Origin of the sequence: Parabacteroides sp. AT13, from assembly GCF_002272965.1 — a bacterium.
Taxonomy (GTDB): Bacteria; Bacteroidota; Bacteroidia; order Bacteroidales; family Tannerellaceae; genus Parabacteroides; species Parabacteroides distasonis.
Genome location: NZ_NQMH01000001.1, coordinates 748966 through 765751 on the forward strand (window position 1 = coordinate 748966; position 16786 = coordinate 765751).

Genomic DNA, 16786 nt, shown 5'->3' on the forward strand with positions numbered 1-16786 from the left:
TGGATATTAAAATAAGGATAGCCGGAAGCGAAGGGAGCACGCACCTTTCCGGATACAGATATCTTAAAATCTCCATTTACAGAAGTGTATAAATATCAATTCACTAATGGAGAACTATAAAGAAAAACATAAGTCACACATGGCTACCTGTCATTCTCCATTTGCAGATGTGTATAAGTAGCAATCCGTTAATGGAGACGATGAAAAAACAATCAGGCGTATACGGCTACCTGTCATTCTCCATTTGCAGAAGTGTAGAAGTAGTAATTCGTTAATGGAGAATAAGGTATGTAAAGGGCAGATTTTCCGTATATTCGCCTCCTTATCCCCGAATTATGGGCGTAAGTCACATGGTTATGGAGATATATCTATCTTTTAATGGGGAGAACAGCCGGCAAATATCTGATGGAAAAGCCCCACAAAACACAGGAAAATAGCCACACAACAGTCTGATACACAATAATTATTGGATAAACGTGGTCCGCTCCTGCGGACAGCAAGTTGTGTTTTCGTTTAACCGAAAACGAACGGTTTAACGGCGAATACGCCGACAAACCATTTCAGCCTTTGCCTCCGGAGTCGGTATGTTTATAAGTGGAAAGACAACCGCATTAAAAACAGAAGCAATTTACAATATTAAAAAAATCAGAAAACTTTTTATGGAGTATATAATCTATAAAAATATTACATAACCATCAAGTACAAAATCTTATTCAATCAGTGATTGCAAGGATTGTGGAGCTTGATTTTTCCTATAATATTTCATGTCATCTACTGTTATGAATAAATACCATTGTGATAAATCTGGAAGCTGTATCTGGTATGTCAAAGATATTATTTCATAGAGAGGAGATCATAGACTGCAGAAAAGACGCCACCACAAACAAAATTGAAACAGCTTCTCAACTTATTTTATTCTTACCAATCAGGATTTGTTTCAGAAGTGAATTTTTAGACATTTCTACATTGGATATAGGATACAGATACATCTTGTCACTCCATGTAAGCTTGTCAACAAGCTGACAGGTATATTCCTCGCTTTGGCGGAAGTAATATAATAATTGTCTATATTGTAACCTCTGCCGGTCTTTCTTTCTACAGGCATGAATGCCACCACCATGTCCCATGACCTGATAGAGCTTGAGGGAGTTACCTTCTAATATGAGTACTGTAAATTTCATGCTTATATTTCATGATATCTTTATGAAATTCTGCTCTTCTCCTTATTATTAGCATAGACGTAATTCCCCAAGGGCCCTATCTTGAGAAAACCCTTGAGGAATAATTTAAATCAACCAAACAAATCCTTGTGTTTCTACCTTCTATCTCAAATCCTTACTCTTGACAAGAACGCACCCCAAACCCGACAGCCCGATAGTTGGAGGTGCTCAAAGGGATCACTTGCAACGAGCTGAAGTACAGGTAGTGACCCTTGGTCGGGCTGGACGGAACCGCCGACCAATAGAAGCCGTCGCTACTAACGTTGCTCACCATGCCATTGGAACGGTAGCGATACCCCGACGCAGGGAAGAAGATGGTTTTACTCTTTGAAGAATCAGTGTAGAAATTCCATCCCTTCAAGGAACTGCTGCTCCACGTTCCGTTGATTTCAGAAGACGTACTTGTACTGCCTCCGGTTGTTGTGAATCCAGTGAAAACATTACCGGGAGGAAGTTTGAAGCCCACAGGAGAGGGATCATAGACCGTTTTTACAACAGGATTGTCATTGGCGGTATAAACGGTGTTATCGACACTCCAGAGATTCGCATAAGCATTATCGCCAGAAACTTGATTCTGCATCACATCGGGTTTGAGAATATAGTTCATAATACAAGTAACGCCGGCAGAGAAGTTCTCTGTTGCAGGATTGCTTTGGGAAGAAGTGCCATTCTTGTCATACCAAGTTTTATTGGTATCGGCCAATCCGTTCGAAGGACGCAACGGATCTTTACGGCCCCACTGATAATAAGGATGATTGCCTCTTATTGTGATTGAAGCCGAGACTTGTCTGATGGTCACTTCCTTGCTTGCGTCTCCAGCAGTGAATCTCACCTTGCAACTACGCTCTGCATAAGTTGTGACATCATCATCACACCAGCCGAGATTGACAGGCATAATATTGTATTTTACGTTTTGGTAATTGGTTACCTCAATTACATTGTCGATGTTCTCATCGGTCACCCAGATATGCCAGGACCAAAGTACGTTGTTACTTGCATCCTTGATTGCGATGACGGCATTGCCTTGTTGGATAGAAAAGCGGTCCACTTTGAAAGAGATATTGCCGCCATTGGACCCGGCGTTGTATTTTATATCCGTAACCAGGTCCATCACATCCTGCCAAACCAGTTCGGCTTTAGCCGGTGTACATCCATTATTATTAGCGATGTATGGATCGGAGATCCCCGCCCCGGTATGATTGATGAAATTACTCAGAATATTGCTTCCGGTATTGCCTGTCTTATAGGCAGACTCGTTGGTTGAACGATTTTTAAGGGCATTCCCATATACCAGAGGGAAAGAGTAGTATCCCGGAGCGCTGACAACGTAGCAGTTGGCGGTATTTTCATCTGTTGGACCGCCATCAGTCTGGTTGGAGAGGTTATAGGGAGTATCTGCAGTCCCTTTGGCTGTCGCATTTTGCAACGCGGTCGTATGGGGGGATGTATCCGTACCGGTCTGTACGCTGACCGTTGCATCGTATGGCTGTGCAGAAGTCCCGCCGGCTCCGGATGCCGTGAAAGCGGTCAGCCACTCCGGTCGGGTGTCTGTCCAAGATACTCCGTTATCTACTGAATATTGTGCGGTCCATGGGGCAGCTTCTTGAACCCCTTTGGTGTTCTCACGGTAGCTGGTGACACTGTATGGCTGTGTACCGCCGGTATAGGTAAAGTCGGCTGGCCCCGAGACGGTAAGCGTGTAGCTCCAGTTGATGGAACTGCTGGAAATTTTATAAGTGACAGTCTTGCCAACAGGCCAGGATGTACCTTTGATGTCAGCGGTCAGCGTGTGGTCGATGCTGGAATTGTCAGTGAATACCACTTCGAGTTGTGCACCATCCGGAAGAGTCTGCGGAACCATCATGAAGGTCTGCGCTTCACTCGTGAGCGCCTCGTCAGGTGTGCCTGTTGTCACTTTATCCAATGTCTGCGAGAAGGTGGCAGGTGTATCCAAATCACTCCAGGTCTGTGTCCCCATATTGTAAGTCCCTTTGGAATAAACGTTTTTCAAACTGACGCTCTTTACGGTACCTACCTGCATGTCATCTCCGCACACGAACCTGATGGCGGTAAGGGCATGATTGAAACTAAGGGCCACGGCAGTGTTGGTGTTGCCGGCCAGTTCATCCGTCTTTGCCACGAGAAGGTCTTTTTGGTCGTTGACATCGCTCGGAATAGTGACGCTGATGGTGGGAGAACCTGCCTGTGTCCTGCCGGAAAGTACGTACTGAGTGTTGGCTGTCGGAGCATAGGCGAAGAACTTCATTTTATATGAAGAACCGGGCCAGTAATGGGTGGAGGAAAGCGTATAGCCGCCGTCGGACTTGCTGGCTGTGGCGTTGTAGAAGTAGTTGGGAGTTTTGTCTTCGCTCCAGGAACCGGTATACGAGTAAGCCGAGACACCGAAACTCTCGTACATGTTGACATCCTTTATGGGAGTGGCACGGGTAAGAACGCCCCTATCAGGCCGGCTGTCCGAAGGAGGGAGGGCGATGCTGTCGGTGTATAAGGTGTGTAGGTAAAGAGAAGTGCGACCGCCTTGTAAAGATGAGACGCTGTCCTGTGGCATGTCTGTTCCTGTCATGGTTCGTGCCGATGGACCCCAGCTGGATTGTATTACAGGGGTAAAAGAGATACTTGTGGAAGTTTTACCGCGTTCCAGCTCATCCTCACAGGAGGAAAGGTAAATACAACCGATGACAAACAATGAAAAGGATGTGCGGGATAAAACCGCCTTGCCGGAAAAAAACATAAATCGTCTCATATGCATATAACATTAAAAAATTGTGTATGAATTGTATGAACAACGAAAATTATTCTTTTGTAAAAAAACAAAATATCCAGAAAGGAAGGTGACAAGATGAAAAAGTGTACTGAATCGTTCCCTTGCTCTCCAATATAGATAAATATAGAGAGCAATACCCACCACAATCCAATCCGGACACTGAGAAAGTCAATTCTCATTGAAATGAATCACAAAAAAACTAAACTACATATTAACATTTACTGATTGATCTGTCCAGTCATCTACTGTTACAGTGAAGAAGATAGGTCCTCCCAAGACAGGATCGCCAGGATCTACACCTGGATCGGGATCTACATCTGGATCTACATCTGGATCTGGATCTCCTTGACCAGTTCCTCCTCCTGATCCACAGAAATTCAATGTATAGATATATTTCTTACCTGGTTCCCAATTCGTATCAATACCTATTGCAGAAAATGCATACTTCCCGTCCTTGTTGTCTGTAGCTGTCGGCTGAGGATACAGCAATGTTTCATTAGAGCCGTCCAAACTGTAAATACGGCAAAGTACAGATAGGTATGCTCCAGTTTTATCGGTGTGGCTACTGCCAACCCACTTTGTCAACTGTTGTGGTACAAGCATGAAATTATCATCCCCGAACATGATGGACCTAACAGTATCTGCCAATGTTACAGGGGTAGTCCCCTTAATATAGTAATCATTTGTACTACCTCCATTTTGTCCTGACCAGTTAGCCCATTGAGATTGACCTAAAACATAGGCTGCCGCAGTTTCTGTCTCTGGAAATGTGAAGTCTGCAGTTGTCGCCGCATTCACCATACGAACACCTAAAACCTCGATTTTGATCTTTTCATTGGAACATTTAGCCATTACTTGGATTTGTGAAAGGGCATGCTTGAAATTCAAGGGAACTCCCGGTCCTTCATTGACAGCCTTCGTGCCCGTATTGTAAGCAATGACAAGGTCTTTTTGCGCTGCGACATTCTGCTCAGGGGAAAAACCGATTATACTCTTTCCGCTATTGTTTATGCCTACTGTGCCACCTGGCGTTTGAGGCGCATACGCGAAAAAAGAGAGTCCATAACTTGGCCAATAATAAATGGACGCAGTTGCCCAAGTAAGCCCATTATCAGAAGAGGTGACTCCCAAATTCGTGAAATAATTGCTGCCATTACCAATAGCTGTTACATTGAATGCCCCGAGATTGCTCAAGGTTGTTACTGCTTTAGTACGCGCCTTATCCAAAGACGCGCGGAAAGAAATACCTCCTCCTTTGTTCACGTCAACAACATCGTCGTTGGTACACGAGGCTAAGGCTACAGCAGCCATAGCCGAAAATAAAAAATACTTTTTCATAAAAAATTAAAAAGGTTTAATGAATAAAATTTCGAAGATTCTATATCAATAAATACACATTTTACATCACATTATAACATCCACGTCTATATTCTGCCATTCATCGACCGAAGGGTGGAATCCTCCACCATTTACGATCGGCTTCGGCAGGGAGAGACCATCCAATAAGATGTAGACATCCCGCGGATCGGCCGCTTCGTCAACCTGTTTGCTGACGTCAAAGGTGTAATAATTCTTGCTGCCGTCAGCCATGATAGCGTAAATCACCAGCTTGTGCGCCGGTTCTCCCATCCCCACTTGGCCGAAAGCCAGAAATTCCGCCGTTAGCGTGGAGATCCCGTCGGAAACCACCTCGAATGGAACGGTCGCCGGATCCGGCGTAAGTTCGTTCCGACCGACCCGAAATCCTCCCGACAGGCCCGATAAGGATCCGGAAAGACCCTCCGGAGAAAGATACTTCAGGTTAGACACGTTCCGGATCTCCACCCGGTAACGGCACACCGAAAGTTCCGGATAAAGGGTTACCGTCTGCTCTTCCTTGGATATTTCAATGGCCAGATCGTCCAGGCGATCGCTGTATAGCCGGTCCGGAGACCTGGCAATGCGTTCGTCCCACGTGCCTTCTGCCCGGGGAACCGAGGTTGATGAACCTACTGCCAGAGCGCCGTCCGGAGCGTAAGCCTCAAAGCTGTCAAAGAGGTCTATGTTGCGGTAAAGAACGGACTCCGTGTCCGAATTGACACACAAGGCCCTATAACGGCCTGCCGGTACGTTAATATATCCTCCCCGGTAATCCGTGAATTCGTAGGCCTGCGCCTTGCCGCCATCCAAAGGGAACAGGTACAGGCGCATGGTCTCCGGTTTGGCATCGGGTGCGTGCACCCAGTCGAAAACCACGTGCAGCCCGGCTGTATGGGAATGGTCATCACACAGTTCCTTATGCTCGCATGAACTGAATACCAGAACCGCTAAAATGAGGAACGCTTGCAGGATATAAGTCATCTTGTTCATTGTTTACCTCCTTTCTCCTGATTGTAATTGCCCCGGCCCAATAACCATACCAGCGAGATCTCCGCTTTGGTCGGGCCCACCCACTGCCGTGTCCTCGTTTTCTCCCAAACGTAGCAGGCATCAACCGGAACATACTCGTAACATGTTCCGCCCAAATATCCCAGGCCCAGTGAGAAATCAAGGTTCAGCCTTCTGGCCACGGGCAGGGAATAGCCATATTCAAAACCGACACCGTAATGGGCCTTATCCCACAATGTCCCTCCGGGACGGCCACCCATATAACCGCGCCCCCCGAATTCGAAATCATAGGTTAACAGCTGGCCGTAAACACCGACGTGGTGGCCGGTCAGTGGTTTATCGGATGCACGCTGACCGAAATATTTGCGCAGGCCGACTTCCCCGCCGTACACCCGCCAGTAACGGTGGCGCCTGTCATTTTTCCACCAGCCGTACATCCAGTTGCCCCCCAGTGTCCATCCCTTGCCAAGAGCGAACTCCACGCCGATGTTCGGCACAAGCAGGGCGTCATAGACAAGGTTCGTCTTGAGCCCCATGTAGAACGGTTTGGAAGGTCCGGCAACAGGGACGGGGAGTTGGACCGTATCACGAAAAACAATCACCCTCTCAACCGTATCACGAACAATTACCGTATCAGCCGGTTGGCCTTCCGTTGCTCCCACCGGGGGGGCTAGCTCTTTTTCCATCCCAACAGGAGCAAATTCGCATTCGACCACCGAAGTGTTGCGGAGCTCGGGGAAAAAATGTGCATGCATGTATCGCCATGCCTGTCCGCCCCTTAAATTCATCAACTGCCGTTTGCGGGAATCCACGACAACACCGTTACGGGTCACCCATACAGGGGTATTGCGAAGGATACGCAACACTTCCTCCCGACAGGGCATATCCGATTCCTCGACAAGAGAGGTTAAGCCCTCCCAATCCTCCCCCAAAGAGACGGTTGTAAATACCGAATCCGGCAAGAAAAGACGCTCCTGAAGAATGGAACGGAAAGAGGCGAGCCGTTTATCTGACAGACGTCGGTTAAAGGTCAAGCCCCCTTCGGGAGAGGCACCGGAATGCAGACTCAAACGGCACAGCACGGCTGTTGCTTGCCGGGCATGAATCCCTGCCACAAAGGCATCCAGGCGCGAACCGTTCTCCCCATAGGAAAGATCCACAACGGAACTGCCCACAGGAAAGCAGATACGGCAACGCAACGTATCACTTCCGTAAACTGCCGCATCCATCTTCCAGATAGAGCAGGACAAAAAACAGAAAAATAAAAAAAATCTCATATTTATTTTAATTATTTATTATAATCAAAGAGAAGCTGATAAGACAGGAAAAAAGAGATAAAAAGTTTAATTTGTAAAATGTTTTCATGGAATACTACGGCTTAATAATTATTTATGATTTGTGTCAAAAATTACAGCGCAAAGAAAAATAATTAAAGTCAGACATATATTGTCATTTCGGCTCTATTATTTACCATTTACACTCAAGATTACTCCTTTTTATCTATATATCCAAAGCAAACTAAACTGATTCCAATTGACAACGAAAGATATCGGCTGGGGATTGTTCTTTGGCGTCTGTTAGATCACTGTTTCGTTTCCTGTTGTTTTAATATTTGTTTGACTGAATGCATGCAGCAATTGCAAGACAACGCTATGAAATACTGTTATTGGTTGATGCGGGGAAAAGTAGAGGAAGAAACCTAAGATAAACTGGAAACCAAATTCAACCGACAGAGGGATAACGGCTTTATCCGGAACCGGACCGATTCTATGATCGATTTTGAGTACTGTAGCAGGAAATAGGGGGAGTGTTGGAACGTGCAAGGCTGACCAATGAACAGGCGAGCGGTTGAAAAAGGAAGTCGGTAGGTGCGCCATGGACAGGAAAAGCTGAAGTAATGAACCATATTCCCCGTTTCGGCTGATTTAGTTAGGCGACAACACTATTCGTCCACGTCTTTTGAGATACTTTATGGCTAATCTACATCTCAAAACGCACAAGTATTGAGGAGCTCTCCTTAATAATACGAAAATTGCCCAACGATGCCGCATCGGAGGATGAGACATTGACATTGCTTTGTGCAAAAGGGAAAATGATACTGCGCTTTTCTTTCACAATGCATCTCACATGTCCTAATTTATTGACCAATGCCTCTATTAGCTAAAGCGCTTTCAGGTACGCCGCCTTTAATGCTTCGATCTTCCCTTTTGGGTGGTACATCGACATAGCTTTGTTTTTATCACCTATGCACATGATGTTGATCCCTTTCGTGTCTATCAGCTTGAGTACTTCATCTATCTGATTGAAATCTGTCAGTGTAATGTCAAACTCTTAGCCACTAAAAAGTCTTGCTTCAGTCACCGCCAAAAGTCACCGCATTCTTGTGTCTGGATGGTATCCTTCGGGATCCCCTTCGTTTAGCGTTTGTATCAAACCTTGTTCAATTCGGCTCAATGCTACTTTGGTACAATATTTTTCCGATTTAGATTTCCCGCCAAACTCTCTTCCGGAATATTCTCGAATCTCAATGAGATAATGGATTTTGTTCGGTACGATTTCCACTTCGGATGTTTTCAGCTACTTAAATCTAATGTTCATTTGATTCCTGAACCTGCGCAGTAAACCCCATAAACAAGACGATTGCCTATAAAGATAATTGTATTTTCATAATAGAATCGGATTTAGTTTCATACGAACCCGATGAAAATACAAGCCTCTGACAATTTGATGAATAATGAAACTTTTTGTGACTATAAAAGATAAAAGACAGAACATCTAAACAAAATCTTACTCTGACTATCAAGCATAAAGTCAAAAATTTATTTTGTGCATCAGAGAAACTACGATTCAGACCTAACTAAAAAACTTTTTCATAAGTAGCATTACATAACATATAAAAAACAGACATATAAAGCAGAAAAAGTACGGATAACACAGTCGGAAATCTCATTGAACAATCCGAATCGATTCATCATATAAACAGGATCTGAAAACTCTCCTAAAATCAGTTCTCTGTACGTCTATTTATTTGTTCTCTCCATTCTTTAGGAGGACATCCCAGATATCTTTTACAATATCTGGAAAAATGAGCTAAAGAAGCAAAGTCGAATTCATCGGCAATGCTCCCTAACGACAAATCTGTAACCGAGAGTCTATATTTAATTTCTCCTAACAATTGCATCTTCATCCATTTGCTCGGTGTTTCCCCGAATTCCGCAATGAATTGCCTTTTAAAAGCAGGAAGAGAGAGCCCACACAACGATGCTAGTTCCTTTACGGTACTGCATTCTTTGTAATTGTTCAGAACCTTATTTCTTAAATCCTGGGATCGACCGATAATTGTGTAGAAAAAGTTTGCCTGTTCCTCCCTAGAATAATAAAAACGAATGTTCCAAAACAGTTCTTTGAGCTTAGTCTCATGAAAGTGTATACAGTTTGCTCCGTCTTCCAGATAACAAACCAAAAGTTCAAGAAATTTTCGTAACTCGTCCTTTATTACAAGAGATTCCATGTGATATTTGATAATTTTTTTTAAATGGAACAGATCTGAAAAAGAAGCTTTTTGGCAGGGCGATATACCTCCTTCAAATAGGGCGACAACAACTTCACTTTCTTCCGACGAATACATGTTGAAGAGGCTATCACGGCTCCAAAAGAACATTTTCCCCTCTGAAACTGTGAACTCAAATTCGTTATACAAGAACTGCAGATTTCCTTTCAGAACAAACAAAATACAATCTTTTATCAGTCGCTCTTCATAGTTTATTCCTTTATCAAATTTATAGTAGCGAAATCCTTCCTCTATAAAATTTGAATAATTATAACAGGACGTATGTTCATTCAAATAAAAAAGAGACATAGCATATTTTTATTTATAAAATATTATTATTTATATCTTATTGTATAATTAATATCTATTTCTATTCCGCATTAAATCATAGAATAAAACGTATGCCAAAACGTTACGCAAAGATTAATAGAGTGTAATACATTTGTAATCAGATAATTATTATCTAACAACAACAGAGTTGCATGTGGAATAGAACAACACATATGTGGAATAATTCCACATATAAAAAGGAATATTTCCTACAGAGACATTATACTTTTTTAAATATACAATTTGTATTTTCCCGGATTATACGCCCTTAGTCAAAAGACTATGAACTCTCCAAAAGAGAGTTTCAGTTCATTATGTACTCTTGCTTCAGACGAAAGCGTATAGTTGCTACCGGGGACTTGCTGGCAATAGCATTGTAGAAATAGCTCAGGGCTGGTTCTCGCTCCACCTACTTGTGTAAGCATAAGCCAGTACCCTAAAATAATCGTGTATATTGTTTGTCGTTACAGACGTGACACGAGTCTTCCGACCCGTTGCCTCCTCCTCTCTGACTATTGAAGGAACGGTAATACTGCGGTATATAAGGTGTAAAGATAAAAAGAGAGGATAACCACCTTGTAAAGAAGCGACACTATCCTGTGGTACCTCTGTGCTGGCCATGGAACGGATCAATAGATCCCAGTAAGCACGTATTTCAGGAGTAAAAAATATGTTTGCGGAAATACGCCCCCGATCCAAATCATCCTCACAAGAAGAAAAGTAAATATTACTGATGACGAGCAGTGAAAAACAGGCACGAGACAAAACTTTTCCACCAGCTATCCCTAAACGAAATGTTCTCATAATATTAATAAAATAGCAAATTATTTTGCATATAAAAGCAATTTGTAATGAAATCCAATTATCATTTTAGATCTATCATTTACCATTTATTTCCTTTTTTCCTTTTATAAAATAGAAGTAAAAAAACAGTGAAATATAGAATAAAAAATAGCCTTTTTAAGCCCCATAAGTGAAAATTTACTCCTAATATATCAAAAAGTTGTAGGTGAATGAAATCTCTCATTCGCCATCTAACTTCTTTGGCTAATTCATAAAAGAGAGAGGCTAACTAGGGAAAAGAAAACTTTTTCTGTGTACTTGAGTGAAATTGGCCTCCTGATGGTTAATTTTAAACCAATTGAAACCGGAAAAGCTTGTCTTTGTTATACGTAAAACGTATATTTGCATTGAAAATATCGTTCTTTGAATGATGCAAAAGAGAACTAAATATAGCATTCGCTCGTTTCTAAAACGTTACCTATCATCCGTAGAACAAGTAATAACTATCTATATTTCAACTAGATAGAAAATATGTTATGTTTTGCTGCATCAAAATTAATCCCAACCTTTACGATCGGCAACCCACAAAGAGCGAAGCGCTCCGGGTAATTGCGCAAATTGATTTGCTCGAGGGCTATATCCGCGGTCTTGTTTAACTTCAATTCCACGACATAGAGTGTTGTCGGTGTGCGCATCACCATATCCACACGGCCTTTCGGGGTACGGACTTCCACGTCCACATACATTCCTAGCAGGCTGAAGATCGTGTAAAGCAAGGACTGATAATGGCCCTCGTAATCCGTATTGTCACATTGGGGGATGGTGGACAGGAAGGTCTGCAATAGACGCAGGGCATCATCCATCCGCTCTCCAGCGATCGCCTCGAAAAGAAGGGCTACCGTAGTAAGTCCATCCGCTGTGTATTGATGCAAATAATTGGGCAATAAACTCTTCATCAATCCCATACGTACCTCCTTGTTTGGGATGTCGAGCGTGTACAAATTCGTGAGCGAGGAATAATCCTTTATCGTGATGTAACCACTCTGATAGAGCAATGGCGTAATATCGACCATCCGTTCCGTGGGGGCGTCAAACGACTCTGCCAAAACCTTGCGTGCGCCTATTTGCTGGGGTTTCACGTGATACTTGTTCAGCATCTCGATCAAATAAGTGGGCGTACCGCTACCGAACCAATAGGAATTTAGTTTACTGTCGGCCAAGGCGTTCAACAGGCTGAACGGGTTGTATATATCGGGCGACGGCCACGTGAAATGGTAACCGTCATAATTCGATTTCAAGGCACCCAAGGCACCCTCCGGAGAAACGCCGAGGTTGTCGGCCAAACGACCGATACCCTCACCCATATGCTCACGCATCTCCTCCTCCGTGATGCCACAGAGGGCGGCGTACTCCGGGAGCATGCTGATGTTCTTTATATTGTTCAACTCACTGAAGATGCTCAATTGGGAGAACTTGGTAATTCCGGTCAAGAAAACAAAACGCAAATAAGGATCGCAGGCTTTCAGCGGACTATAGAAGTTACGCATCACGTCGCGAAGCTTCGGCAGCTCCTTCTCCTCATGCACCACGTCCAGCAAGGGAGCGTCGTACTCGTCGATCAAGACAACCACCTTTTGACCGGTCTGGGCGTAGGCACGTTTGATGAGACTTTCCAGACGTTGGTTCGTATAAATAGCGCTCTCATCACGTCCGTATATCTGCTCGTAACCATACAATTTCCTCTCCAGCTCACTCAGAAGCCGATCCTTGTCCATATGCTTCGCCGTGCTCATGTCGAAATGAAGCACCGGATAGCATGTCCACTCCTTCTCCAGACACTCGATAGCCAAACCCTCAAACAAATCCTCTCGCCCCTCGAAATAACTATGGAGCGTAGAAGTAAGCAACGACTTCCCGAAACGGCGGGGACGGCTCAAGAATATATAACCAGACGCACCGTGTGTCATTCGATAGACCAATTCAGTCTTATCTACATACACATAGTTCCCCTCTCTCAATTTGGAGAATGTCTGTATCCCTATCGGGTATAATCGCCGCCCTTCCATCTTCGTCTCTGTTTATTGGTTCGTCAAGACAAATATAACGCTATTTCCCTAAATGATCAATTTTCAGCCCTCTATTTTGGCTTATCGTACCATAATACTCAAAGCACAAAAGTTCGCTTTTCGCTTTTCGAAGAAGATATACTGACTTGTCCTAATCAGTATATCTCCTCAAGGCAAGTCAGTATATCTTCTCAGAGCTAGTCAGTATATCTCCTTTTAAAAGTCAGTATTTTTGATAACTTAGTTATTTTCTATCCCACACATCAATATCCGGTTCCCTATTTATCCAACACCTCGTACTTGGAGTGCCGGCTTTTGAACTCGGGGACGATCGCCTTCATCTTGCCTACGATAGCCATATCGTCCCTCGAGCGGCCTAGGCCGACGAGTTCATCTATATCTTGGCAAACCGTATCATAATCGTACTCCCGTACCTTGGCGATCTTGATCTTCGGATGGAAGGTAGGCAGCGTGATCTCCTCGTCGTTCAGTACCTCCTCGTACAGTTTCTCACCGGCACGAAGACCCGTGAAACGGATCTCTACGTTCTTGGCTCCCGAAAGCTGAATCATACGTTTCGCCAAGTCGATGATACGCACGGGCTTGCCCATGTCGAAGACGAAGATCTCCCCACCGTTACCCATCGTACCCGCCTCCAATACCAACCGGCAGGCCTCCGGGATCAGCATGAAGAAACGGATGATATCCGGATGCGTCACTGTCACGGGACCGCCCTTGGCAATCTGTTCACGGAACAATGGGATCACGGAGCCGTTAGAACCCAGCACGTTGCCGAAGCGGGTCGTAACGAACTGCGTCACGCCTTCCACATGGCCCTCCTTGATCGCTTTGTCGAGGCTCTGCACGTAAATCTCGCAGATACGTTTCGAGCAACCCATCACGTTCGTGGGATTCACCGCCTTGTCCGTGGAGATCATCACGAACTTCCTCGTGCCATACTTCACGGCCAAGTCGGCGATCACACGGGTACCGTCCACGTTGTTACCCACACTCTCGCAAGGATTATCCTCCATCATCGGAACGTGCTTATAAGCCGCCGCATGGAACACGTAGGCGGGGCGATGCTCCGAGAAGATCTCCTCCATGCGAGACTTGTTAGCGATGTCCGCCACCAAGGTATAGGCGTTGATATCCCGCCAATCCCTCGCCATCATCAAGCGGATGTCGTGCAAGGGAGTCTCCGCCTGATCTACCAAGATCAAGCGATCCGGAGCGAATGAGGCGATCTGGCGCACCATCTCGCCACCAATGCTGCCGGCGGCTCCCGTTATCAGAATGCGTTGACCACGAAGCAAGCGGCCCACCGCCTCCATGTCTATCTCTATCTTTTCCCGGGGAAGCAGATCCTCGATCTCAACCTTCCGGAGTTGTGTATGCGTCAAATCGCTCCTGCCATCCCATTCTTGCGCCGCCGGGGTCACGTAGATCTTGATCCCCGCCTCCGCCAAACGGGCCACCATATCCGGCTGTTCCCGGATGGAGTCGCTCTTCAAGGGGGAGACGAAAAGGATCGTCGCCCGCTCTCGGCGCATGACATCGATCAGCTCCTCATCGAAAGGGTACACACGCACTCCCATCAATATACGATTCTGCATGTTCCCGGCCTCCGAGACGAAGCCTGCCAGCACATACTGTGCGGAATCTTGGTTCTGGATGCTCTTCGCCAGACTGATACCGCCCTGCTTCACGCCGAAGATAAAGGCACGCTCAGCCTTCGACTGGCGAAAGGTCGTCACGTAGAAATACTTCACGAACACACGCATCGCCCACATCAAGCTCATCGCCAGCAGGGAGGATAGCACAAGGTCTCGTTTACGGATATACACCAAGTAAGGCGAAAAATCCGTAAGCTCTTGGAAGGTCACCACGCAAACCACACCGAACAGCACGGCGAAGCCCACCCGTTGCAAATCCACGAAGGAAGAGTAACGAATGATGCCCGAATACGTACGGAACAGCCTAAAGCCCACCAGATAAGGCACCAAACAAACACCCCACGTGAGCGACAGGTGCCAAAAGATGCCCATCGTGGCGAAGATCCCGTTATTCAAGGCATATACAAGCAAGCCTGAAAACAGGATCACCAAGCAATCCAACAGGATAATGCTCCAATACGGCAACACTTTCCTTGAGAAATACCACGTTGAGAGTTTGGAAAAAAGGTTCATCATGAATAAAATTTTTGGTTCATGTCAGCTGGGGCAAGCCCTCCACCTCACCGGCATGCCATCTTCGGTAGTCGGTCGAAGAGGATTCGGGAGCAGTTAGTACCACGTAATCCGTCTCGTCCCACCGCAAGATATGTTTACGGGCGTAGGAACGCAGCGAGCGATCCGTAACGGAGACCATCACGATTGGGAACGGGTAGGCGAACAGGCGCAGCGGTGTGGTCTCGCTATCCGGGAACGCACGATGCAGCTGGTAGGCCGAACGCTCGAAAGCCACCCAATAAGGTCCTGTACAATATAAGTGGATCGAGGTAGGTTCATGCGCTCACGCTCCATGATCTCGTTCAGGTGTTCGTTTAGCAATGCGACCAAGCGAATACCGGAGGGAAGGGAAGACATTTCTTTTTGAATTATGAATTGTAAATTATGAATTTTGAATTATTCATTATGTTTCAGCCACCGGTCGTAATCAGCCAACCGACGGATCAAAGATAATTTACTCTTCTTCGGGGAGGATTCCCGGCTCCACGGATCGATCAACTCGTGCGCACGATAATAATAGATACTGCTATCCGTACAGCCATAAAGCGTAAGTAGTAATAATGCCAACGACTGCTCCGCACGGATCAAGGATAAGAACGAGACGATCGTTCCGATCAACGACTTTTGCCGCTCCTCGTCCCCTAATATCGTATAGGCAGGCAACAAGAGGGAATAGAGCTTGCAACGCATCACGGCCGAATCCAACTGCAACTCCCCATAGGTACGCAAGGTCTCGGCCGCCAGCTCACGATCGGCAGCCGTAACGCCACAACTTCCCCAATGACGCCCTAGTGCCTCATGAAGACCATTTTGTATCCGGGAATTGTCCAAACGGGTATATACATGCTTGCCTTCCTCGGCCAAGCTGATCACCTCATACTCGCCCGGCTGAACACGCAATAAAGGAACCCACATCCAGTTGTCCACGCATACCATTACCTCCCGCTCGCCAACACCGGGCTGTATTACTACACTTGCCTCAACACCTTTGAAACGACCATCCGTGATGCGTATCCGGTCACCTTTACGCAAATAACCCGCTTCCGGCACATACACAGGAAGCTCATCCGAGTAAGAACGGGCCACCCAACGCAAGTTTTCCATCTCACGATCGGAGACAAAAGGATATGAGCCACGGCCATCCACGCTAGGCAGGAAATTATACAAGGGAAAATCTCGTTTCAAACGGAAGATCTCATACACAGAAGAGCGGATAAACACATAATTGTAGAGTAACGGACGGTGAGTCTCCACCAAACGCCCCTCACGGCGATGCATCTCCACGAAAGAGGGGGCGAAAAAATCGAACGTAGGCTCGCCCAAACGCACCCTGCGATCTAACTCCTTCCGCAAACCTTTGGCTGGACCTTTGTGACAAGCGGGAAGAGATAACACATACCATCTTACGGTGTGGACATCACGCAATGGTAAAGGGGGAAGATCATGACCCATAG

The 16786-nt window shown here is 45.6% G+C and carries 9 protein-coding genes and 2 pseudogenes; 1 reads left to right on the plus strand and 10 read right to left on the minus strand.

Features of this window, described 5'->3' with window-relative positions:
• Nucleotides 1–1335: 1335 nt before the first annotated feature.
• From CI959_RS03595 to CI959_RS03610, 4 genes are all read right to left on the minus strand, one after another.
• Nucleotides 1336–3990 (minus strand): fimbrillin family protein, encoded by a 2655-nt coding sequence (locus CI959_RS03595; RefSeq protein ID WP_095231408.1) that lies wholly within the window; start codon nt 3988–3990, stop codon nt 1336–1338.
• Between the two features lie 219 nt (nt 3991–4209).
• Nucleotides 4210–5343: a fimbrillin family protein gene (locus CI959_RS03600; RefSeq protein WP_095231409.1), complete on the minus strand. Its 1134-nt coding sequence runs from the start codon at nt 5341–5343 to the stop codon at nt 4210–4212.
• A gap of 66 nt (nt 5344–5409) precedes the next feature.
• On the minus strand, nt 5410–6354 hold the full coding sequence (locus CI959_RS03605; protein ID WP_046452332.1) for a DUF5119 domain-containing protein: 945 nt from the start codon (nt 6352–6354) through the stop codon (nt 5410–5412).
• Nucleotides 6351–7601 carry a DUF3575 domain-containing protein gene (locus tag CI959_RS03610; protein ID WP_046452351.1) on the minus strand — a complete coding sequence of 417 codons (1251 nt, stop codon included), beginning with the start codon at nt 7599–7601 and terminating at the stop codon, nt 6351–6353. Before CI959_RS03610 ends, CI959_RS03605 begins: the two co-directional genes overlap by 4 nt.
• Nucleotides 7602–7979: 378 nt before the next feature.
• Between CI959_RS03610 and CI959_RS21755 the strand changes: the two are divergent.
• Nucleotides 7980–8224: pseudogene (locus tag CI959_RS21755) on the plus strand (hypothetical protein); the annotation flags it as partial.
• A 1152-nt stretch (nt 8225–9376) separates the two neighbouring features.
• Here CI959_RS21755 and CI959_RS03620 read toward each other — a convergent pair.
• The 6 genes and pseudogenes from CI959_RS03620 to CI959_RS03640 all read right to left on the minus strand — a co-directional run bounded on the left by CI959_RS03620 (nt 9377) and on the right by CI959_RS03640 (nt 16784).
• Nucleotides 9377–10231, minus strand: coding sequence for an AraC family transcriptional regulator (locus CI959_RS03620; protein WP_046452333.1), 855 nt, complete (start codon nt 10229–10231; stop codon nt 9377–9379).
• Between the two features lie 408 nt (nt 10232–10639).
• Nucleotides 10640–11056, minus strand: a complete 417-nt coding sequence (locus CI959_RS21290; RefSeq protein WP_074908884.1) for a hypothetical protein — start codon at nt 11054–11056, stop codon at nt 10640–10642.
• Nucleotides 11057–11553: 497 nt separating this feature from the next.
• Nucleotides 11554–13101 carry an ATP-binding protein gene (locus CI959_RS03625; protein ID WP_095231410.1) on the minus strand — a complete coding sequence of 516 codons (1548 nt, stop codon included), beginning with the start codon at nt 13099–13101 and terminating at the stop codon, nt 11554–11556.
• 278 nt (nt 13102–13379) lie between these two features.
• A complete protein-coding gene (locus CI959_RS03630; RefSeq protein ID WP_057316744.1) occupies nt 13380–15293 on the minus strand; it encodes a nucleoside-diphosphate sugar epimerase/dehydratase in 1914 nt (637 codons plus the stop codon).
• 16 nt (nt 15294–15309) lie between these two features.
• A pseudogene (locus CI959_RS03635) lies at nt 15310–15689 on the minus strand (hypothetical protein).
• A 39-nt stretch (nt 15690–15728) separates the two neighbouring features.
• Nucleotides 15729–16784, minus strand: coding sequence for a transcription termination/antitermination protein NusG (locus CI959_RS03640; RefSeq protein ID WP_057316741.1), 1056 nt, complete (start codon nt 16782–16784; stop codon nt 15729–15731).
• Nucleotides 16785–16786 lie beyond the last annotated feature (2 nt).